Genomic DNA, 21,440 nt, shown 5'->3' with positions numbered 1-21,440 from the left:
CCCGGCCGGACGGCTCGCCGCCCAACAACTGGATGAGCTCGTTCCCGCGGGCGGGGAAGGCCTGGACCTTCGACGAGCGCACCGGCCAGTGGTACCTGCACTCGTTCATGCCCCAGCAGCCCGACCTGAACTGGTGGAACCCGGAGGTCCGGGAGGCCATCGACGGGGTCATGCGCTTCTGGCTGGACCGGGGCGTCGACGGCTTCCGGGTCGACGTCGCCCACAAGATGGCCCACGACCCCGAGCTGCTCGACAATCCGCTGGTCGAGCTGGACGACGAGGACCTGGGCGAGAGCCAGGAGGCACGGGACCGCCGGCGGGCCAAGCTGAAGGCGGTCCCCCGCCGGGACGAGGACTGGCCCGAGGTCCACGAGATCCTGCGCCGCTTCCGGCGGTCCCTGGACGCCTACCACGACCGCATGGCCGTGGGCGAGGTCTACCTGCTCGACCTGGAGCGCCTGGCCCGCTACTACGGCTCCGGCAAGGACGAGTTCCACCTGGTCCACAACTTCGTGTTCCAGAGCCAGCCGTGGAAGGCCGAGGCCTTCCGGTCGGTGGTCGAGGAGTTCAACACGCTGCTGCCGCCCGATGCCTGGCCGGCCTGGATGCTCAGCAACCACGACGTCTCCCGGATCGCCAGCCGCTACGACGAGGGCGGCAACGGGCAGGCGCGGGCCCGGGTGGCGGCCATGCTCCTGCTCACCCTGCGCGGCACCCCGTTCGTCTACATGGGCGACGAGATCGGCCAGGCCGACGGCGAGGTCCCGCCCGACCGGGTGGTCGACGTCGACGGCCGCGACCCCCAGCGCACCCCCGTCCAGTGGGACGGCTCCCCCGACGCCGGCTTCGGCGGGGACCCGTGGCTGCCCGTCGGTCCGAGTGCGGCCACGGTCAACGTGGCCGCCCAGCGCGACGACCCGGCGTCCATGCTGACCCTGTTCCGGCGCCTGATCTGGTTCCGCAAGGGCTCGGCCGCCCTCCATGGGGGCGACTACCGCTCCCTGGCCGACGCCCCCGGCGGCTGCTTCGCCTACCTGCGCACGGCCGGCGACGAGCGCCTGCTGGTCGCCCTCAACTTCACCGGCCAGCCCCAGGACTACCAGGTCGACGGCCCCGAGGAGGGCCGCCTGGAGCTCTCCACCGACCCGGCCCGCCCCACCGGCGAGCCGACCGGCCTGCGGCCCCTGCGCCTGGGTCCCGACGAGGGTGTGGTCGTCCGGCTCTAGCCGGCCGGCGGCGGCTCCAGACCCTGGTCGCGGGCCCAGGCCAGGAGGGCCTCGGTGGCCTCCTCCTCGGACATGGGGCCGTGGTCGAGGCGCAGCTCCAGCAGGTTGGACAGGGCCTTGCCGACCAGGGGGCCGGGCGGGATGCCGAGCAGCTCCATCACCTGGCGGCCGTCCAGCGGCGGCCGGATGCTGGCCAGCTCCTCCTCGGCCTCGAGGCGGGCGATCCGCTCCTCGAGCTCGTCGGAGTAGCCGGCCAGCTGCCGCGCCCTGAACACGTTGCGGGTGGTGCAGTCGGAGCGGACCAGAAAGTTGAGCCGGTCCAGCAGCGGCCCGGCGTCGCGCACGTAGCGCCGCACCGCCGAGTCGGTCCAGCCCAGCCGGTAGGTGTGGAACCGCAGGTGGAGCAGGACCAGCTCGCGCACGTCGGCGATGAACTCCGCCGGGTAGCGCAGCTCGGTCAGCCGCTTCTCGGCCATCTTGGCCCCGACCACCTCGTGGAGGTGGAAGGTCACGCCCTCCGGGCCGACCCGGCGGGTCTTGGGCTTGCCGATGTCGTGGAGCAGGGCGGCCATGCGCAGGGTCAGGTCGGGCTCGTCGGCGTCGAAGGCGGTCGCCCGCTCGACCACCGCGATGGTGTGCCGCAGCACGTCCTTGTGCCGGTGGACCGGGTCCTGCTCCAGGGCCAGGGCGGGCAGCTCGGGCAGGAACTCGCCGGCCAGGCCGGTGTTGACGGCCAGCCACAGGCCCTTGGCCGGGGCCCGGCCCAGCAGCAGCTTGCTCAGCTCGTCGCGGATGCGCTCGCGGGAGACGATCTGCAGGCGGGCGCGGCGCTCGGTGATGGCGGCCAGGGTCTCGGGAGTGGGGACGAGCTCGAGCTGGGAGGCGAAACGGGCCGCCCGCAGCATCCGCAGCGGGTCGTCCTCGAACGACACCGCCGGGCTGGACGGGGTGCGCAGGCGCTTGGCGGCCAGGTCGCCCAGCCCGCCATGGGGGTCGACGAACGGGCCGTCGGGCAGCTTCATGGCCATGGCGTTGACGGTGAAGTCGCGCCGGGCCAGGTCCTCGTCGATGGACCGGCCGAAGGTGACCTCGGGCTTGCGCGAGTCCTCGCGGTAGGTGTCGGAGCGGAAGGTGGTGATCTCCAGCCGGAAGTCGCCCTTGCGGACCCCGACGGTGCCGTAGCGCACCCCCTGCAGCCACACCCCGTCGCCCCAGTTGCGGGCCCTGACGACGGCCAGGATCTGGTCGGGCGTGGCGTCGGTGGTCAGGTCGACGTCCGGCGAGGCCCGGTCGAGCAGGGCGTCGCGGACCGTGCCGCCGACCAGGTACAGCTCGTGCCCGCCCTCGGCGAAGCGCCGCCCGAGGTCGCGGACGACGCCGGCGAACGGGGCCGCGTTCAGCAGCGCGCCCAGCGCCTCGCGCTGGGCCGGGGAGAGCTCTGGCATGTCCCGCAGGATACGCGCGTCCATGGCGGACCAGTTCAAGTGGTTTACGCACCAACAACCAGGGCAACCGCTCTGGGGAGGAGGTGGTCGGATGCCGGAGACCAAGAAGATGAGCAGGGCCGAGGCCGGACGTAAGGGCGGCCAGACCACCAAGAAACGCTACGGCGACGACTTCTTCGGGAAGATCGGCCGGATGGGCGGGAAGAAGGGCGGCGAAACCACCAAGCAGCGCTACGGGATCGAGTTCTACCAGAAGATCGGCCGCAAGGGCGGATCGCGCTGACTGGAAGCCCTCACGTCGTTGGGGGTGTCGACCGAGGCCGGGGCTGAAGCTCCGGCCTCCCGCTATACTCGGGTCCGCTCGGCCGCCGCGCTCGCATTTCTGGAGACCCCGTGCGATCCAGCATCGACGTCCACAACCACCTGCTCGCGGACGACGTCGTGCACGAGCTCTCCCAGCTCCCGGGACCGCTCCGCGACCTGTCGTCCGCGCCGGGCGTCCTCGGCCTGCCGCCCCAGGCCGTCGGCCGGCCCACGCTGCTGGCCGACGAGGACGGGTGCGTGGTCGTGCTCGCCCCGGCCGACGCCGAGGTCGACACCTCCAGCGTGGCCGAGCTGCTCGGCCGCGAGCTCGACCCCGTCCCGCCCGACCGGGCCCCCGGCCTGACCGGGTACCTGCTGCCGTTCGTCCCGCCGGTCGCCCTGGAGTGCCCGGCCACCCTGGTGGTCGACGAGCGGGTGGCCAGCCAGGACGTCGTCTACGCGGCCGCCGGCGAGCCCGGGGTGATCCTCAAGGTGCGGGGCGCCGACCTGGTCAAGGCGACCAGCGCCGTGGTCGCCCGGATCACCAGGCAGGCGGACTGACCGTGCGGACCGCCCGTGCCGTCTCGGCCGGCGGGGTGGTGCTGGCCGAGCTCCGCCCCGGCGCGCCGGTGGCGCTGGTCGCGCACCGCTCGGTCCGGGGCACCCTCCAGTGGACCCTGCCCAAGGGCGCCCAGGAGGAGGGCGAGTCGGTCGAGGCGACCGCCCTGCGCGAGGTCCGGGAGGAGACCGGGCTGGTCCCGGAGCTGGTCGGCCCCCTCGACACCATCGACTACTGGTTCGTGTGGGCGCCCGAGCGGACCCGGTACCACAAGTTCGTCCACTACTTCCTCATGCGCGCCGTTGGCGGGGACTTCGCCGACCACGACCACGAGATGGAGGACGCCGCCTGGTTCGAGCCCGAGCAGGCCAGGAGGCAGATGTCCTTCGCCAACGAGCGCCGGCTGCTCGACCTGATTCCGGCGGTGCTCGCCGGGCAGGGCGCGGGCGGGTCGTGACGGGCACGCGGACCGTCACCCGCGCGCTGGCCGCGCTGGCGGTCGCGACCACCCTGGTGGCCACCCTGGCCGCGGCCGCCCCGGCCCAGGACGCGGCCCCTGCCTTCGAGGTGGTGCTGACCCAGATCTCGCCGGCCGTGAGCCCCGAGGACCCGCTCAGCTACCGGGTCGCGGTCCGCAACCGGGGCCAGGCGCCCGTCCGCGTCCAGTCGGTCCAGGCCCTGCTCGGCCTGCCGGTGGACACCCGCTCGGACCTGGCCAACCTGCTGGCCGCCCCCGCCGGGTCCCTGAACGGCCAGCAGCTCGACCAGTTCCAGCCCGCCGCCGAGGTCGCCCCCGGCGCCAGCCTGCAGCTCGAGGCGCGCCAGGTCCCCCTGCCCCCGGGGGTCGGCGACCAGCAGGCCGGGGTCGTCCTCCCGCTGACCATCCGGGTCGGGGCCGGGGGCGTCACGGCCGGGCTGACCACCTTCGTGGTCGACCTGCCGGTCCCGGCCACAAAGCCCCTCCGGGCCGCCCTGCTGGTGCCCGTGCGCGAGCCCACCCACCGCAACCCGGCCGGCGACTTCATCGACGACAAGCTGGCCGACCTGCTCGCCCCCGGCGGGTCGCTCGGGGCGGTCGCGAAGGAGCTGTCCCGGCCGGACGCCCCGCCGGTGACCATGGTGGTGGACGCCATGCTGGTCGAGGACGCGACCGCCATGGTCGGCGGCTGGCGCCTGCGCCAGGAGGGGCAGCGGACGCCCGTGCCGGCGGGCGACCCGCGCTCCGGGCACGCCGACCGGTTCCTTCAGCGGCTCAAGGCGGCGGCCAGGAACCAGGCGGCCAGGAACCAACCGCCGGCGGCCTTCGCCTACGGCAACGCCGACCTCCCGGCCCTGGTCGCGGCCGGGGGCGGCGACCGGGCCAAGGTCGCCGTCGGGGTCGGCCGGAGCGAGGTCGAGAACGGCCTGGGGACGGCCCCGGAGGAGTCGCTGGCCTGGCCGGTCGACGGCGCGGTCGACGGCGCCCTGCTCCGGACCATCGAGCAGACCGGCAGCGACGTGGTCGTGCTCGACCCGCGGCATCTGCCGGCGCCCCCGACCGCGGTCACGCCGAACGCCACCGTCGACCTGGGCGCCGGGCCGGGCGGGCAACGGGCCCTGGTCGGCGACGCCGTGCTGTCGGCGGCGCTGGCCGACCCGCGGGCGGGCAGCGCCCCGGTCGAGTGGGCCCAGCGCGTCCTGGCCGAGACGGCGGTGACCTGGCTGGAGCGTCCCAACTCGAGCGACCCGCGGGGCATCCTGCTGGCCCCGCCGCAGGACTGGCGGCCCAGCGGCACGTTCTTCCGGGCCCTGGTCCAGAGGCTGGGGGCGGCGCCCTGGCTGCGGCTCCAGCCGGCCGCCACCCTGGCCGGCGACGTCTCCCAGGGACCAGGCGAGGGCGAGCGCCGGCTGGCCACCGTGACCCACGACGACCGGCAGCTCGGCCTGCCCCCCAGCTACCTCAACCGGGTCGCCCAGACCCGCTCCGAGCTGGACAGCTTCCGGCGGGCCGTCGGCAACGACGAGCGGCCCGGCGCCGACAGCTTCGACCGGGACCTGCTGGTGGCCGAGTCGAGCGACTGGCGCCCGGCCGGGGCCCCCCGGACGCGGGGCCGCGGCTTCGTCGGCGTCGTCCGGCTGAACATCAGGAGCGTCTACCGCCGGATCGAGGTCGGCACCACCCCGGTGACCCTGACCGCCAGGCGGGGCAAGATCCCGATCACGGTGACCAACAACTCCGCCGAGCGGGTCACGGTCGTGCTCCGCCTGACCTCGCCCAAGGTCGACCTGCCGGCGGCCAGCGAGCCGTTCGTGCTCGAGCCGAGGCGCCGCACCACCCAGCTCCTCGAGGTCGGCACCCGGGCCACCGGGACCTTCCCGATCCAGGTCGACGTGCTCACCCCCGACGGCGAGGTCGAGATCGCCGGTGGCGAGGTCCGGCTGACGTCCACCGCCCTCAACCGGGTCGCCCTCGCCCTGACCGGCGGCGCGGCCGGGCTGCTGCTGGTGTGGTGGGGCGTCGGTCGCCGCCGCCGGGCCGGGAACGGCAGTTGAGTACCGAGCAGACGAGCGCGGACACCCCCGGCGGGACCTCCCCTGGCGGGACCTCCGGCGGGACCCGCCAGCCCGAGCCCAGCCTGGTCCGCTCGACCGCCCTGATGGCGACGGGCACGCTGCTGTCGAGGATCACCGGCCTGCTGCGGGTCACGGTGCTGGTCGCGACCCTTGGCGTCGGCGAGAGCCGCCTGGCCGACGTCTACAACGTCGCCAACACCACCCCGAACATCATCTACGAGCTGGTCCTCGGCGGGATCCTCTCCTCCATCTTCGTGCCCGTGTTCGTGGAGGTCCGCAACACCCGCGGCCAGCGGCAGGCCTGGCATGTGGCCCGCGCCACCATGACCATCGCCATCGCCGGCCTCGGGCTGCTGGCCGCGGTCACCATGGTGGCCGCCCCCTGGATCATCCGGCTGTACGTCCACTCCGGCAGCCCGGCCGAGCGGGCCCAGGCGATCGAGGTCGGCGGCCAGCTGCTGGCCATGTTCATGCCCCAGATCGTCTTCTACGGAGTCGGGGCCGTGATGACCGGCCTGCTCAACGCCCACCGCCGCTTCGGGGTGCCGATGTTCGCCCCGATCCTGAACAACCTGGTCGTGATCGCCGTCGGCCTCACCTTCCACGCCCTCGTCGGCCAGCAGGTGCCCCAGGTGGGCGAGGTCACGACCGGCCAGAAGCTGCTGCTCGGCCTCGGCACCACCGCCGGGGTGGCGGCCATGACCCTGGTCCAGTGGCCGTTCCTGCGCCGGATCGGCTTCCGCTTCCACTTCGTCTGGAACTGGCGCGACCGGGCCATCCGCAAGATGGCCACCCTGTCCGCCTTCACCGTCGGCTACGTGGTCACCAACCAGCTCGGCTACCTGCTGGTCCCGATCCTGGCCTACGGCGTCCAGGGCGGCTACACCGCCTACTCGACCGCCTTCATCTTCTTCCAGCTCCCCCACGGCGTGTTCGCCGTCTCGGTCATGACCGCCCTGCTGCCGCCCCTGAGCGAGCAGGCCGTGGCCCGGGACTGGGACTCGTTCCGGGCCACCCTGGCCCGGGGCATCCGGCTGACCGCGGCCGTCCTGCTGCCGGCGGCCCTCGGCTACCTGGCCCTGGCCGGGCCGATCGTGCGGCTGCTGCTGGAGCACGGCGTCGTGACGGAGGAGAGCACCTCGCTGCTGATCCCGGTCCTGATGGTGTTCGTGCTCGGGCTGGTGCCGTTCTCCACCTTCCAGCTGGTCCTGCGGGCGTTCTACGCGCTCCAGGACACCCGCACCACCTTCCTGGTCAACCTGGTGGCCGTCAGCACCAACGCCGTCGTCAACCTGGTCCTGTTCAACGTGCTGCCCGAGCGCTGGAAGATTCCCGGGCTGGCCCTCGGGCACGCCATCCACTACCTCGTCGGGTCGGCGCTGCTGCTGTGGTCGCTGTCCCGGCGGATCGGCGGGCTCGGGGGACGGAGCATCCTCGCCGCCGTCGGCCGCATGCTCGTCGCCGGGCTGATCATGTTCGGGGCGACCGTCCTGGTCGGGCGGGCCGTGGGGGCCCTCATCGACCCCGGGTTCCTGCGCGACCTGGCCACCGTGGGCGCCGGGGTGGCCATCGGCGCCGGGATCTACCTGCTGGCGGCCCGCCTGCTCCGGGTCGAGGAGATCAGCCTCCTGCTCGACATCGTCCGCCGCCGGGGCCGGAGGGCCCGGGGGGTCCGGGGGACACGGTCCAACGCTTCCTGACGAATCTTCCCGGCAGTCCCGGACGACCTCGGGCGGGGCCGCAACGGAATGGCGCCGCCATCTGTCTGCGGCGGACACGCCGTGAGGGTCCCCGCCCGCCGCCTCGACCCCCGGCCAGCTCCTCGCCGCCGACAGCGTCCACCAGGCGCTGGTGACCACCAAGTACCAGGAGCAGGTGGTCGGGGGGCCGACCGTGCCGCCCTCGACCGGGTCGATCGCCTGCGCCGGGAGGTCGAGGCGCTCGCCGCCAGGCCGGCTGGGGGCGCGTCCGGCCCCGCCCCATCCACCATGTCGGCATGTACATCGGCGCCGTCCGGCCGACCGGGTGACCGTTCCGAGCGGTCGGAAAGGATCCTTCTTGTTAGACTTCGGGGGTCGCGATCCCCGGGGTCCAACGCCCCGCTCTTCGTAATATGAGCATGTCGCAGGTCGGCTCCGGTCTGCCCCGACTGCTCGCCGAGCGGTACGAGCTCAGCGAGCAGGTCGCAGCGGGCGGCATGACAAGCGTCTGGCGCGGGCACGACCGTGTCCTCGGACGGGACGTGGTCGTCAAGGTGCTCCACCCCGAGCTGGCCGCCGACCCCAGCTTCCGGGCCCGCTTCCACGAGGAGGCGGTGAACGCCGCCCGCCTGACCCACCCCAACATCGTCGCCCTCTACGACACCGGCGAGCAGGGCGACGTCGCCTACATCGTGATGGAGCTGGTCAACGGGCCGACCCTGCGCGATGCGCTCGGCCGCCACGGCCCGCTGCCGCCGTCGCGGGCGGCCAGGCTGTCGATGGAGGTCGCGGCCGCCCTCGACTACGCCCATCAGGCCGGGGTCTGCCACGGCAGCCTCAAGCCGGGCAACATCCTGCTCGCCGACGACGGCACCGTGAAGGTGGCCGACTTCTCGATCGCGCGGGCAGCGACCGAGGAGGACCCCGGCCGCACCGGGGAGGTCCTCGGGGCCGACGGCTACCTGGCCCCCGAGGTGGTGAGCGGCGACGACGCCGACGGCCGGGCCGACGTGTTCGGGCTCGGGGCCTGCCTCTACGAGATGCTGACCGGCCGGCCTCCCGGTGCCGACCCCTCCACCACGATCCCGCCCCGGGCCCTGCGGGCCGGCGTCTCGCGCGACCTGGACACGATCGTCCGCCAGGCGATGGCCCCCGACCCCGCCGACCGCTTCCAGACCGTCCAGGCGATGGCCGCGGCCCTGTCCCGGTCGGCCGCGGGCGCCGACAGCGTCCCGCCGAGCGACTTCCTCCCGGTCCCCCAGGCCCCGACCGGCCCCGAGGTCACCCCCGCCCGCGGCTTCCTGCGCCACGAGGGCCGGCTCCTCGGCTGGGTCCTCGCCCTGGTCGCCCTGGCCGCCGTCCTGGTCGCGGTCGGCCTCACCCTGGCCAAGGACGACCTCAGCGGCCTGTTCGGCGAGGATCCGCCCGCGAGACCGCGCGGGAGCCAGACGACCACCGCCGCGACCACCCCCATCCGGGGCGTGACCCCGGCCGCCTACGACCCCCTGGGCGACGGCGGCGAGCACGACAACGAGGTACGCAACGCGATCGACCGGAACCCGGCCACCACCTGGGAGACCGACCGCTACAAGTCCGCCGCCCTGGGCGACCTCAAGGCCGGGGTGGGGTTCGTGCTCAGCCTGGACACGCCCAGGAAGGCCCGCCAGCTCCAGCTTGACCTGACCGCGGCCGGCTCCGACTTCACCGTCTACTCCACCGCCGACGACGTCCTCCCCGGCGCCATCGACGGCGGCGGCTGGCGGCCTGTCAGCAGCCGCAAGGACGCGGCCGACCAGCTCACGGTGAAGCTCTCCGGCGAGCCGCACCGGCACTACCTCGTCTGGTTCACCAAGCTGCCGCCGGATGGGTCCGGGTACCGCATCGGGATCGCTGAAGCCATCCTGAGATCGTGACCGACCCGAGCGATGAGGCCCTGCTCGCCGCCCACCTGCGAGGCGACCCCCGGGCCTTCGGCGCGCTGGTCGCGCGCCACGAGCGGCGCATCTACGGGCTCTGCCTGCGGATCCTCGGCAACCGCGAGGACGCCGAGGACGCCACCCAGGAGGCCTTCCTGGCCGCCCTGCGCAAGGCGGCCAGCTTCCGCAAGGCGGCCGCCTTCTCGACCTGGCTCTACCGGATCGCCGTGAACGCCGCCACTGACCAGGCCCGCCGCCGGGGCCGGGCCCGGCTGGCCACCCTCGACCCGGAGGCCGCGGGCCTGGCCGTCGCCCCGGGGAGCGAGCTCGGCGAGGTGGTCGCCTCCGCCGTGGCCGTCCAGACCGCCCTCACCCAGGTCCCCGAGGAGTTCCGGGTCGCGGTCGTCCTCTGCGACCTGTACCGGGTTCCCTACTCCGACGCCGCCCAGATCCTCGAGGTCCCGGTAGGCACCGTGAAGAGCCGCGTGTTCCGCGGCCGCCTCGCCCTCGCCGAATGCCTCGGCGCCCCACCGGACACCGATCCTGGCCACCCACCACTCCCCGTACCCGGCCCCCAGGGAACCGGGACCGCCCCGCCAGCGTCCGAACCTACAGGGCCCGACCCGACCAGGAGCAGCTCCAGCGTGCCCAACCTCCACGACCACCAGCGGCAGGGCCAGCCCCGCCTGCCCGACTCCCACGACCACGAGCGGCAGGGGTAGCCGACCGTGCCCGACCGTCCCAGCCGCCCCAACCCCGAGCAGCAGGGGTAGCCCACCGTGCCCGACCGTCCCGACCACCCCGACCGCGAGCAGCTCGCCGCCTTCCAGGCCGGCGACGGCGAACGCCGCCGGCGGCTCGAGGTCGAGGCCCACCTGGCCGGCTGCCCGTCCTGCGCCGAGGTGGTCGCGTCGGTCGCGCGGGCCAGGAGCGGCCTGGCCCTGCTCGAGGAGCCGATCCTCCCGGCCGGCCTGCACGACCGCGTGGCCGCGGCCGTCGAGGCCGAGGCGGCCCAGGCCGCCGCCGACCTTCCCGCGTCCCGGCGTCCGGAGGCCTCCCCGGAGGTCCTCCGCCCGACCCCCTGGTACCGCCGGCCCGTCGCCTGGGGGGCGGCCGCCGCCCTGCTCCTCGCCGCCCTGGTCGTCCCAGTCCTCGACCAGTCCGGCACGATGACCTCCGCCGACCGTGACGCCGCCGGCACGGCCTCCCAGGAGGCCGCCACGGAGGGCGGCGGCGGGGCCGCCCCGCTCCCCGTCATCCGGATCCCGGGCGGGGTCACGGCGGCGAAGGTCCAGGCCACGCTCACCGCCGACCGCCGCGCCAAGACAGCCCTCGACGCCGCCGGCGGCGGCCCCCCCGCCGACCAGGCCGCACCCCCCAGCGGCAGCCTGTCGCGGGAGTTCGGGCAGCAGGAGGCCGCCCGTTCGAGCACCCTGGCTCCCCAGGCCCACACGGCCCTGCTCGCGTCCTGCCTCCCCGCCGCCACCGGAGTCGCCGATGCCGCCACCCGGCCCCTCACCCCCGCCTTCTTCGTCGAGGGCACCTACCAGGGCCGCGAGGCCACCATCCTCGTCACCACCAGCGCCAGCCCGCCCGGCCGGGTCGACCTCTGGGTGTTCCCCCGCAACGACTGCTCCGCCCCACCCGTGGCCACCGAACGGGTCCGGTAGGACCTCGTTCGCGCTGGGGCCCTGCATCGGGGCGGGGGTTCTGCTCCACGCGGGCGCTCTGGTTCGCGCCACGGACTATGCTCGCGCGGGGCTGTGGACAACCCGGCGTACCCGTTCCCGGAGGGGCTGTGGACAACCCGGCGCACCGTTCCCGCAGGGCTGTGGACAACCCGGCGCACCCGTTCCCGTGGTCCGCTACGCTCCCCCACCGGGGGCCCGGACCCGGCACTGGGTCGCTGAAGGACGCCCGAACCCAGAACCGGGTCCTTGCAGGACGCCCCGACCCTCGGAACCGGGTCGCTGGAGGAGCCCGCCCGTGCTACCAGGCGCCGCTGGCCCGGGCGAACGCAACCCCGCCGCTGAGCAGGTAGGCGAGCAGGAGCCGGCCGGCGAACGGGTTGGCGCCGAGCAGCAGGGCCAGGCCGCCGAGGCCGACCATGACCGCGGCCGCCGCGGCCAGCCCGAGCCAGGGGTGGGTGCGGCGCCGGGCCGCCCAGCGCACGGCCGCCCCGACCACGAAGCCATGGGCGAGGGCGAGCAGGAGCCCGGCGAACGGCACCGCCGCCAGCACGATCCCGCCGAAGGCCGCGACCGCCACGCCGGCCCCGAACCCCCTGGCCAGGAGCTGCGGCTCCGGGTTGCCCTTGGCCCGCCCCGTCTGCTTGGCGCAGCGCGGGCACTTCTGCCCGACCGCGGTCGCGACCATGCAGCGGGTGCAGATCGGGTCCCCGCAGTTCGAGCAGGTGAGCCTGGTCTCGACCTTGGGATGGTTCACACAGGTCGGCGCCAGGTTCGTCTGGTCGGCGGTCATAGGCTAAGCGTACGAGAACCACGCCCCGAACGTGGCCCCCGTTCGTCCCCGGTCCCGCGGCCGCCCGGGGCCCCCGCCCGCCTCGAAGCCCTGGCCGCCCCCGCCCTCGGTCCGATCCCGGCCGTGGAATAGCCGTGTGGGACAATCCGTTGCAGAGCACGGCTCCTGAATCCGCCGACGTCCGAGGAGGCGCGCGCACCCCGATGGCCACAACCCGAACCACCGCTCCGGTGCTGATCGTGGGCTCCGGCCCGGCCGGGCTGACCGCGGCCCTCTACACCGCCCGCGCCAACCTGCATCCGGTCGTCCTCGAAGGGCTGGAGGCCGGCGGCCAGCTCATGCTCACCACCGAGGTCGAGAACTACCCGGGGTTCCCGACCGGGATCCTCGGCCCCGAGCTGATGGGCAAGATGCGCGAGCAGGCCGAGCGCTTCGGCGCCGAGTTCGTCCGGGCTGACGCCACCAAGGTCGACCTGGCCGGCCCGCCGTTCCGGGCCTGGGTCGAGGACCAGGAGTACAGCGGCAAGGCGCTGATCATCGCCACCGGCGCCAAGGCCAAGATGCTCGGCCTGCCCGGCGAGAGCCAGTACCTCGGCCGCGGGGTCTCGACCTGCGCCACCTGCGACGGCTTCTTCTACCGCAACCGCGAGCTGGTGGTCGTGGGCGGCGGCGACTCCGCGCTCGAGGAGGCGACCTTCCTGACCAGGTTCGCGACCAAGGTCACCGTGGTCCACCGCCGCGACCGGCTGCGCGCCTCCAAGGTCATGCAGGACCGGGCCTTCGCCAACCCCAAGATCGCCTTCGAGTGGAACTCGGTCGTCGTCGACGTGCTCGGCGAGCAGACGGTCACCGGGGTCCGGCTGCGCAACGTCGAGGACGGCAGCGAGAAGGAGCTGCCGGTGGCCGGGGTGTTCGTGGCCATCGGCCACACCCCGAACACCGACCTGTTCAAGAGCCAGGTCGAATTCGACGAGGCCGGCTACATCGTCACCCCCGACCCGCCCTCGACCGCGACCAGCGTCGACGGCGTGTTCGCGGCCGGCGACGTCGTCGACCACACCTACCGCCAGGCGGTGACCGCCGCCGGAACGGGATGCGCGGCCGCGATCGACGCCGAGCGCTGGCTGGAGGCCCACGGCCACGACTCCGGGGCCACCACCGACAACTGGGACTGAAGCTGGTTGCCGGACGCTATCAGTGGGCAGGAATACGTAGGAGCCGGTGATCGTTGCACCGGTGGCCGGGGGGGATTCATTCGTACGAGGAGGTGGAGGTGCCAAGGGGCCGAGGCCCCGACCGCACCGATGATATGACCAAAGCCGCAGCCGTGACCGACGCCACGTTCGACAGCGAGGTGCTCAAGTCGAGCACGCCCGTGCTGGTCGACTTCTGGGCCGAGTGGTGCGGCCCCTGCAAGATGATCAGCCCCGTGCTCGAGGAGATCGCCGACGAGCACAAGGGCAAGCTGACCATCGCCAAGCTCAACGTCGACGAGAACCCCGACGTGGCCATGCGCTACGGCGTCATGAGCATTCCCACCCTCGCCCTGTTCATCGGCGGCGTGGAGAAGAAGCGGCTGATCGGCGCCATGCCGAAGCGCAACATCGTCAGCGAGCTCTCCGAGTTCATCAGCTGACCCAGCTCCTCAAGCCAACGAGCCCGACCCAGGTGGGTCGGGCTCGTGTCGTTCGTGGCCCATGTCTCAGGCGGGCGGGCGCGACGAGGGGACGGGGCGCAGGGCAGGTTGGGCGGGAGCCGGGACCCGGAGGGCCTCCCGGGCCGCCTCCCTGGCGTCCTTCCAGGTGAGGGCCGTCCGCAGGTCCATGCGCATGAGCGGGTAGCGAGGATGGTCGCGGACGACCTGGAACCCGCTGGCCTCCAGGAACCCGGCCGGCACACGGCAGTCGCGGCCGGCCGGGGCGCGGTCGGCGAACGCCTCCACCGCCCGCACCTTCCGCCTGGTCAGGTCACGGGCCATCGTCTGGAGCAGGACCCGGCCGATCCCCTGGCCCTCGAACTCCGGCAGAACGGCCAGGGTGGCGAGCAGCACGGCGTCGCGGCTCACCGGCCGCGCGGCCTGGAACCCGACCTGGTCCAGCACGTGGGTCGGGGCGTACAGGGAGTAGCCGGCCACCTTCCCGTCCACCGTGACGACGTGGCCGGCCGGGCCCCACTCCAGCGCCACCGAGGACAGCCAGGCCTCCTTCTGCAGCGCCGCGTCCTCCGACCCGCGCGCCCGCGCCCTGGCCCCCAGCTCCCAGAAGACGCAGCGGCGGCACGGCGCCGGCAGCAGGTCGAGGGTCTCGGGCCCGAGTGGGACCAGCTTGCGGCCCAAGGTCAGGCAGCCCCTGAGGCGCGCGGCGGCCGGCGGTGGATGACCAGCAAGGCCCAGATCAGGCCGAGGAACAGGCCCACGAAGAAACTCCCCCCAACGCGGCGGAGCAGTGGCAGGGCAACTCGTAGCACAGGAACGTTTTCGCAGGCCGGATAGCGGCTCGATGCTAGCAGCCGCCCGAGGGGGGTTGCCAGATGCCGCTATCCTTCAACCTCATGCGCGCCGATGACCCCTTCCTTGACCGCTACGCCCGCGGCACCCGCTCGATGACCGCCTCCGAGATCCGGGCCCTGTTCGCCGTCGCGTCCCGCCCCGAGATCGTCAGCCTGGCCGGCGGCATGCCCTTCACGGCGGCGCTGCCCTTCGACGCCGTCGGGGACGTGGTCGCCGACGTGCTGGCGGACGAGGGCCCGGCCGCGCTCCAGTACGCCGGCGGTCAGGGGGACCCGCGGTTGCGCGAGGTCCTCACCGAGCTGATGCGGCACGAGGGCATCCACGGGTCTGGCGGCGACGTGGTCGTCACCGAGGGCTCCCAGCAGGCGCTCGACCTCGTCTCCCGGATGTTCTGCGACCCCGGCGACGTGATCGTGGCCGAGGGGCCCTCCTACGTCGGCGCCCTCTCCGCCTTCTCGCAGTACCAGGTCGACGTGTGCCACGTACCGCTGGACGACGATGGCCTCGATCCCGACGCACTCGCAGTAACCCTCGAACGCCTTGAGCGTGATGGTCGTCGCGTGAAGCTCCTCTACACCGTTCCCAACTTCCACAACCCGGCCGGGGTGACGATGGCGGCTGGCCGCCGGGAGCGGGTCCTGGAGCTCGCCCGGCGTCACGACCTCCTGGTCCTGGAGGACAATCCGTACGGGATGCTGGGGTTCGAGAGCGACCCTCCGGACGCGCTGCGGTCGCTCGACCCGGAGAATGTCGTCTACCTCGGCAGCCTCTCCAAGGTGTTCTGCCCCGGGCTGCGCATCGGCTGGGCGCTGGTGCCGCCGGCCCTGCGGGAGCGGCTGGTCCTGGTCAAGGAGGCGGCCGACCTCTGCTCGTCCAGCTTCACCCAGGCGGTGGCCTACCGGTGGTTCGCGAACTACCCCTGGCGGGAGACGCTCAAGGGGCTTCGGGAGGTCTACCGCGAGCGACGCGACGTGATGCTGGAGGTCCTCGCCGAGGACGTCCCCGCCGGCGTGACCTGGACCAGGCCCGCAGGCGGCTTCTACGTTTGGGTCCGCCTGCCCGATCACCTGGATGCCCGGGCCATGCTGGCCAAGGCGATCACCGCCCGGGTGGCCTACGTGCCCGGCGGGGCGTTCTACGCGGACGGTCAGGGTGCCTCGTGCCTGCGGCTGTCCTACTGCTTCCCCCCGCCGGATCGCATCCGCGAGGGCGTCCGCCGCCTGGCCGGCGTGATCGACGAGGAGCTCGACCTGGTGCGGGCGCTCGGTGGGCTCCCGCTCGGCGACGCGGAGACCGACCAGGGTCGCCCGGCCGGCTGGGGTGGCGTGCAATGACCTTCGACTGCTCGGTCGCGGTCGTCGCGGGCGGCCTGTCGTTCGAGCGCGAGGTCTCGCTCCGCTCGGGCCAGCGGGTCGCCGACGCCCTGCGCGAGCGCGGCTACCGGGTCGGGGAGCTGGACGCAGACCACGAGCTGGTGGAGAAGCTCGCCAACGACGCGTTCGATGTCGCCTTTCTCGCCCTGCACGGCCGGTTCGGGGAGGACGGAACGGTCGCGTCGATTCTGGAGCTTCTCGGGATTCCCTACACCGGGTCGAGCTTCGCCGCCAGCCGGCTCGCCTTCGACAAGCTGGCCGCCAAGTCCGTCCTCCGCCGAGCCGGCCTCTCGGTCCCGGCGGCCATCCCCCTGACCGAGGGTGCCTTGCGGGAGCTGGGGGTCGGCAGCCTGCTCGACCGGGCCATGGACGAGCTCGGCCTCCCGATCGTGGTCAAGCCCAACCGCGGCGGCTCGGCCCTTGGCGTCCGCCTGGTCGAGCGCCCCGACCAGCTCCCGGCCGCGCTCATGGCCGCCTTCGGCTACGACGACACCGTCCTCCTGGAGCAGCGGGTGCTCGGCACCGAGCTGGCGCTCTCGGTCGTCGACGGCCTCGCCACCCTGCCCGCGGTCGAGATCCGGCCCAAGGAGGGCTGGTACGACTTCTCCGCCCGCTACACCCACGGCGCCGCCGAGTTCCGGGTCCCCGCCGGCCTCGACCCCGCCACCACCGAGCAGTGCCTCCGGGCCGCCCACGCCGCCCACCTCGCCCTCGGCTGCCGCGACATCTCCCGGGTCGACGCCATCCTCGACCCCGAAGGCACCTGCCGCATCCTCGAGGTCAACACCGGCCCCGGCCTCACCACCACCAGCCTGGTCCCCATGGCCGCCGACGCCGCCGGCCTCACCTTCGCCGACCTCGCCGCCCACCTCACCGACCGCGCCACCGCCCGCCGCCCCCGCTGAGGTTGCTCCCCACCCAGCGAGCCGCTGGCTGGGGAGTCCGTTGGGTCGGGCGGACCAGCGGCAGGCACCCGGCAGGGGCTAGGAGCCGAACAACTCCAGCGCCATCACTCGCCCTCGTCCAGGTGGTCGCTCGCCGCCGGTGCGATCGCCTGCCCGACCCCGCTGAGCCCCCGCGCCGCCCGGCGGGTGCCAGCCCTTGGGAGCTAGACCGATGCGGGAGTCGTCGTCCGGTCGTCCCGAACGACCTGAGGATCGTCGCCGACCGGCCCCGTCGCCTCGGGCAGCTCGACGGAGCGCTGTTCCAGCCCGATCGCGTCGCAGATGCGCTGCAGGTCGTCCAAGGTGGCGAACTCGATCAACACCTTGCCCTTGCGCTTGCCGAGCTGGACGCGGACGCGGGTCTCAAGGCGATCAGAGAGCCGCTCCGCCAGGTCCGCCATGCCCGGCGCCTGCATGGCCGGACGGACGCGAACCCGAGCCCGCTCATCGGGCCCGAGGAGCGGCTCCCCGTTCTTGATCCGCTGCGCCAGCTCCTCGGCCATCCGGACGGTCAGGCCTTCGGCAACGATCCGATCGGCGAGCCGTTCCTGCTGAACGGGATCCTCCAGGGAAGCGACGGCACGAGCATGGCCAGCCGACAGCGTCCTGGCCGCGATTCGGCGCTGCACACTTCCTGGCAGGCGCAGGAGCCGCATGGCGTTCGCGATCACAGGCCGGCTGCGCCCCAGCCGCGCCGCCAGCTCCTCCTGGGTGATGCCGAAGTCGAGCAGGAGCTGCTCGTAGGCGGCCGCCTCCTCGAGCGGATTCAGGTCCTCACGGTGGACGTTCTCAAGGAGCGCATCGCGAAGCAGCTGATCGTCCTCGGTGGTACGAACGATCGCCGGGATGCGTTCCAACCCGGCCGATCGGGCGGCGCGAACCCGGCGTTCCCCCATCACGATCTGGTAGCGCTCCCCATGGGGCCGCACCACGATCGGCTGGAGCACACCAACGGCCTCGATGCTCGTCGTGAGATCGTGCAGCGACTCCTCGTCGAACGCCTCGCGGGGCTGACGAGGGTTCGGGTCGATGCGGTCCAGTGGGAGCTGCTCGAACGTCGGCCCCGAGGATTCCCCGGCGGGCGCCGCAACCGCCTGTGCCTGGTCGGCTGCCTGCGCCGCCGGCTCGCGCTCGTCTTGCGGGGTGCTCGGGATCAGGGCTTCGAGTCCACGGCCAAGGCCACCACGGCGTCGCATCAACTTGCTCCTTCTCCGGTCGGCGCGAGCAAGCCACTTCGCTCCGCGAGTTCAAAGGTGAGGTCGCGGTAGGCGATGCCACCGCGGGAGAGGGGATCGTAGAGGGCGATCGGAAGGCCATACCCGGGCGCTTCCGAGAGCCGGACGCTTCTGGGCACGACGGTCTGGTAGACGATGTCGGTGAAGTGCTTGCGAACCTCCTCGACGACCTGGAGGGCCAAGCGCGTCCGGCCGTCATACATGGTGAGCACGATCCCGCCGATCCGGAGGTCCGGATTCAGGTTCGCCCGGACCAGCTCCACGTTGCGGAGCAGCTGCCCAAGTCCCTCGAGGGCGTAGTACTCGCACTGGATCGGAATGAGGAGCTCATCGGCGGCGGCAAGGGCGTTCACCGTGAGTAGTCCGAGTGATGGTGGGCAGTCGATGAGGATGGAGTCGTACTGATGGTCGATCGACTCGAGCGCCCGGCGTAGCCGCGTCTCCCGCGACATGGCGCTCACCAGCTCGACCTCTGCTCCGGCCAGGTCGATCGTGCTGGGCAGGACGTGGAGGTTGGCGACGCCTGTCGGTCGAATCGCGGCGACCGGGGATGCCTCACCGGTCAGCACGTCGTAGATAGACGGCTCAATCTCACGATGATCGAGACCAAGCCCGGTGGAGGCGTTGCCTTGCGGGTCGAGGTCGATCACCAGGACGCGTGCTCCGGCCAGGGCAAGATAGGCACCGATGTTCACTGCCGTCGTCGACTTGCCCACGCCGCCCTTCTGGTTGGCGACCGCCATGACACGGCGATCCCCGTTCAGCGCGTCGCGATCGATGCGGAAGGTGACCCTGGCGTTCCTGGCCGCCGACTCCCGGTCGATGCTCGGTCCCTCGCCCAGCTCATCGATCGTGAAGTCGCTCGCAGCTGGCTCTGTTTCACGTGAAACATCGACTCCGGCCTCCGCGGCCGCTCGCGATACCGCTTCCCGGACCGCTACGGCCGCCTCGTCCTCGAGGCCGTCGTTCTCGGATCCTGCATCCATCCCTCCACCACCGCCTGCAGATGTTTCACGTGAAACATCGATACTTCGGGGACTCGCGGGCATCTCCCGCAAATCCAGTTCCCCCTCCTCGGCCTTGGCCTGTTGCACAACGGTCGATAGGTTGGCGTGGCCGGTCGTATCGGTGCCACGTTCGTTCCCAGTGTCCTTCCTGAGCCCAGGCTGAGGTTCCGAGCCTTCGCTCCGCATGTGGCCCGGTTCCGGCGACTCACCGGACCCAGGCCCCCCACTCGGCGCTTGGGAGGTGATGTCGACGACCGCTGGTTGCTGGTCGGACGGCGTCACCTCGTCGGCGGGCTGTCCACTTGGCGGCGCCGTGCTCAACCCAAGGGCATCTGGAGATCCTGCTGGGTCCCCTACCTCCTGCCGCTGCTCCGACGAGAGGTCGTCGGCCTGAGCGGCATGGCCCATTTCGTCTTGCTGGATGGCTGGGAGGTTCGACGGCTGGTCGGTTCCTCGCTCGCCACCGACCTGGTCCACGGATGCGGTCGCGTGCACGCCGCCTGGAGCCTCGGCAGGTCCCGCAGCCGCTCGAGACTCCGAGCTCTGCCCAAAGAGCTTCGGCCAAGTCGGATCCGGCTCCGGGACGAGATCGCCATCATCAGCATCCTCGTGGGGCGATCCCCTGCGCTCTCCACGGTCTGGAGGCGTCATCCCTGGCGGCCACGCCATCGGGAGCGCCGGCTCGTTCCATGGAGCCTCGTCGGGTGCCGAAGCTGGGGAGACCTCGCCCGCATCAGCCGATCCGGTCGCCCCCCTGGCAGCGGTGCTACCCCTGCCCCCTAGGACGTCGCCTCTCGGAGCGTCCCCTCTCAGAGGGTCGCTCGCGTGCCCCTCGAGCTCTTCGCGGTCGGTTCGGTCCCGGGCATCGGGAGTGTCGGAGCCATCGGCTCGACCACCGGCCGTGGGAGACCCGGCGGCCGGTGACACGCCTTCCGGTTCCGTGGCCGTTCCGAACGCTGATGCCGCGTCGGTCGCGGGTTCGCTCGCAGGCTCACTACCAGGACCGACTTCGGTGACCTCTACCGCGGCGATCTCATTCGCCCCAACGGCCGCCCCTGCCCCAGCGGTAACGGCGGTCGCGGCGGGGGCAGCTGGTCCACCTGAGGCACCGGTCTCGGCGTCGCCGACCCCTGTCGCGCCGCCCACTCCGTTCGTCGAGTCCTGGCCGCCAGCTTCTTGAGATACATCCGAAGGACCGCCAGGATCTCCCTCTGGCCCTTGCCGCGCTACCGGTTGCTCGGCCCACCCCACGGCGTGCGGAGGCGAGCCGATCTCTGGATCCGGGTCGGCATCGACCATTCCCGACTCGGTCAGCTCGGGACGTCTGAGGTCTCGCGGCACCGGCGGTAGCCCCGTGCCAGCAGAAGCCATGCCGCTCGGCACTCCTCCGGGATCGGTGGGCATGGCGCTGCCGGGGGCCGCGCCGAGACCGGCAGCCTGATCGCCGGAGGAACCGGCACCAGCGCCCGGGTCGTTCGTTGCGGCGGCAGCTGGTCCGGCGTCGCCCAGGACGTCCGACCCTGGTCCCGTCTGCGCGGCCGGGGGCGAGATCGGCCCGTCCCCTGGTCGTTCGGCGCTCGGTCGCCCCGACAGCGGCCCCGGGTACTGGCCACTGCCGACCTCCGGGGAGAACCATCCGACTCCCGCGCCAGGACCCTGCGGGGCACCCACGACCGAGCCTTCGCCCGCCATCCCCGCCCCGGGACCCGGGTCGGCCCGATCAGCATCCGACCCCCGGGATCCCGTACCAGACCAGGCTTCCACGCTCTCAGGGTTCGTCGCGCTGCCCGCTTCGGTGTCGAGGGTAGGGCCAGCCTGACCGTCCGGATCGCCCGGACGGGCGCCGGTGGCGCCAGTCGCTGGCGGGTCGGTGGGATTCGGTAGGTCGACGGCCGATGGGTCAGCGGGTGCGAACGGTCCGGCCACGGCCGAGCGATCCTTGCCGGATGGATCGCTCGGCGCGAGCCCAGCCGCCGAGGTCGCCGTCGCTGCGGCCGTTCCGAGGTCCGCGCCACCTGGGTTCCCTGCTGCAGCCGCGCTGAGCTGCGTGCCACCCTGTTCCGCTGCTGCGGCCGTGTCGAGCTGCGTGGCAGTTCGTTCCGCATCGCTCGCGCTCTGCTGAGGAGTCGTGGGTGTCGTTGGCGACCCGGAGGCAGGCGCCTGGTCGGGGGTCATGTCACTGTGCCACC

18 protein-coding genes are annotated in these 21,440 nt (G+C 72.9%); 13 read left to right on the top strand and 5 right to left on the bottom strand.

Translation table 11 applies throughout. The annotated features are described in order from the left end of the window. Nucleotides 1-1,226: alpha-amylase family glycosyl hydrolase (locus tag VF468_21005; GenBank protein HEX5880771.1), on the top strand; the 1,226-nt coding region annotated here is incomplete at its 5' end. Here the strand turns inward: VF468_21005 and VF468_21000 are convergent. Beyond that, nucleotides 1,223-2,671: a CCA tRNA nucleotidyltransferase gene (locus VF468_21000; protein HEX5880770.1), complete on the bottom strand. Its 1,449-nt coding sequence runs from the start codon at nucleotides 2,669-2,671 to the stop codon at nucleotides 1,223-1,225. The genes VF468_21005 and VF468_21000 overlap by 4 nt on opposite strands. 91 nt (nucleotides 2,672-2,762) lie before the next feature. Between VF468_21000 and VF468_20995 the strand changes: the two genes are divergently transcribed. The 8 genes from VF468_20995 (at nucleotide 2,763) to VF468_20960 (ending at nucleotide 11,372) form a co-directional block, all read left to right on the top strand. Next, a complete protein-coding gene (locus VF468_20995) occupies nucleotides 2,763-2,954 on the top strand; it encodes a hypothetical protein (GenBank protein HEX5880769.1) in 192 nt (63 codons plus the stop codon). A gap of 110 nt (nucleotides 2,955-3,064) precedes the next feature. Then, nucleotides 3,065-3,535, top strand: coding sequence for a YbaK/EbsC family protein (locus VF468_20990; GenBank protein HEX5880768.1), 471 nt, complete (start codon nucleotides 3,065-3,067; stop codon nucleotides 3,533-3,535). Between the two features lie 2 nt (nucleotides 3,536-3,537). Then, entirely contained in the window at nucleotides 3,538-3,990 is a 453-nt protein-coding gene (locus VF468_20985; GenBank protein ID HEX5880767.1) for an NUDIX hydrolase, read from the top strand. Then, nucleotides 3,987-6,065, top strand: a complete 2,079-nt coding sequence (locus VF468_20980; GenBank protein HEX5880766.1) for a DUF6049 family protein — start codon at nucleotides 3,987-3,989, stop codon at nucleotides 6,063-6,065. Before VF468_20985 ends, VF468_20980 begins: the two co-directional genes overlap by 4 nt. Next, nucleotides 6,062-7,786, top strand: coding sequence for a murein biosynthesis integral membrane protein MurJ (murJ, locus tag VF468_20975; protein HEX5880765.1), 1,725 nt, complete (start codon nucleotides 6,062-6,064; stop codon nucleotides 7,784-7,786). The genes VF468_20980 and murJ overlap by 4 nt, the downstream gene beginning before the upstream one ends. Before the next feature lie 413 nt (nucleotides 7,787-8,199). Then, a complete protein-coding gene (locus VF468_20970) occupies nucleotides 8,200-9,699 on the top strand; it encodes a protein kinase (GenBank protein HEX5880764.1) in 1,500 nt (499 codons plus the stop codon). Continuing rightward, a complete protein-coding gene (locus VF468_20965; GenBank protein ID HEX5880763.1) occupies nucleotides 9,696-10,424 on the top strand; it encodes a sigma-70 family RNA polymerase sigma factor in 729 nt (242 codons plus the stop codon). The genes VF468_20970 and VF468_20965 overlap by 4 nt, the downstream gene beginning before the upstream one ends. 57 nt (nucleotides 10,425-10,481) lie before the next feature. Further along, a complete protein-coding gene (locus tag VF468_20960) occupies nucleotides 10,482-11,372 on the top strand; it encodes a zf-HC2 domain-containing protein (protein HEX5880762.1) in 891 nt (296 codons plus the stop codon). 319 nt (nucleotides 11,373-11,691) lie between these two features. Here the strand turns inward: VF468_20960 and VF468_20955 are convergent, their stop codons facing one another. After that, a complete protein-coding gene (locus tag VF468_20955; protein ID HEX5880761.1) occupies nucleotides 11,692-12,183 on the bottom strand; it encodes a hypothetical protein in 492 nt (163 codons plus the stop codon). Between the two features lie 203 nt (nucleotides 12,184-12,386). Here VF468_20955 and trxB point away from each other — a divergent pair, with 203 nt between their 5' ends. Further along, complete coding sequence (gene trxB / locus VF468_20950; protein ID HEX5880760.1) at nucleotides 12,387-13,358, top strand: thioredoxin-disulfide reductase; 972 nt, start codon at nucleotides 12,387-12,389, stop codon at nucleotides 13,356-13,358. Between the two features lie 134 nt (nucleotides 13,359-13,492). Then, nucleotides 13,493-13,819: a thioredoxin gene (trxA, locus tag VF468_20945; GenBank protein HEX5880759.1), complete on the top strand. Its 327-nt coding sequence runs from the start codon at nucleotides 13,493-13,495 to the stop codon at nucleotides 13,817-13,819. A gap of 66 nt (nucleotides 13,820-13,885) precedes the next feature. Here the strand turns inward: trxA and VF468_20940 are convergent, their stop codons facing one another. Then, nucleotides 13,886-14,518 carry a GNAT family N-acetyltransferase gene (locus VF468_20940; GenBank protein HEX5880758.1) on the bottom strand — a complete coding sequence of 211 codons (633 nt, stop codon included), beginning with the start codon at nucleotides 14,516-14,518 and terminating at the stop codon, nucleotides 13,886-13,888. 215 nt (nucleotides 14,519-14,733) lie between these two features. Here VF468_20940 and VF468_20935 point away from each other — a divergent pair, with 215 nt between their 5' ends. Continuing rightward, nucleotides 14,734-16,026 carry a PLP-dependent aminotransferase family protein gene (locus VF468_20935; protein HEX5880757.1) on the top strand — a complete coding sequence of 431 codons (1,293 nt, stop codon included), beginning with the start codon at nucleotides 14,734-14,736 and terminating at the stop codon, nucleotides 16,024-16,026. Next, complete coding sequence (locus VF468_20930) at nucleotides 16,023-16,970, top strand: D-alanine--D-alanine ligase (GenBank protein ID HEX5880756.1); 948 nt, start codon at nucleotides 16,023-16,025, stop codon at nucleotides 16,968-16,970. The genes VF468_20935 and VF468_20930 overlap by 4 nt, the downstream gene beginning before the upstream one ends. A gap of 203 nt (nucleotides 16,971-17,173) precedes the next feature. Here VF468_20930 and VF468_20925 read toward each other — a convergent pair whose 3' ends face one another. After that, entirely contained in the window at nucleotides 17,174-18,205 is a 1,032-nt protein-coding gene (locus tag VF468_20925) for a ParB/RepB/Spo0J family partition protein (GenBank protein ID HEX5880755.1), read from the bottom strand. Beyond that, nucleotides 18,205-19,230: an AAA family ATPase gene (locus VF468_20920; GenBank protein ID HEX5880754.1), complete on the bottom strand. Its 1,026-nt coding sequence runs from the start codon at nucleotides 19,228-19,230 to the stop codon at nucleotides 18,205-18,207. The genes VF468_20925 and VF468_20920 overlap by 1 nt, the downstream gene beginning before the upstream one ends. Between the last annotated feature and the right edge of the window lie 2,210 nt (nucleotides 19,231-21,440).

It is taken from the genome of Actinomycetota bacterium (genome assembly GCA_036280995.1).
Classification (GTDB): Bacteria; Actinomycetota; CALGFH01; order CALGFH01; family CALGFH01; genus CALGFH01.
This window is presented reverse-complemented; position numbering and strand designations above follow the sequence as displayed.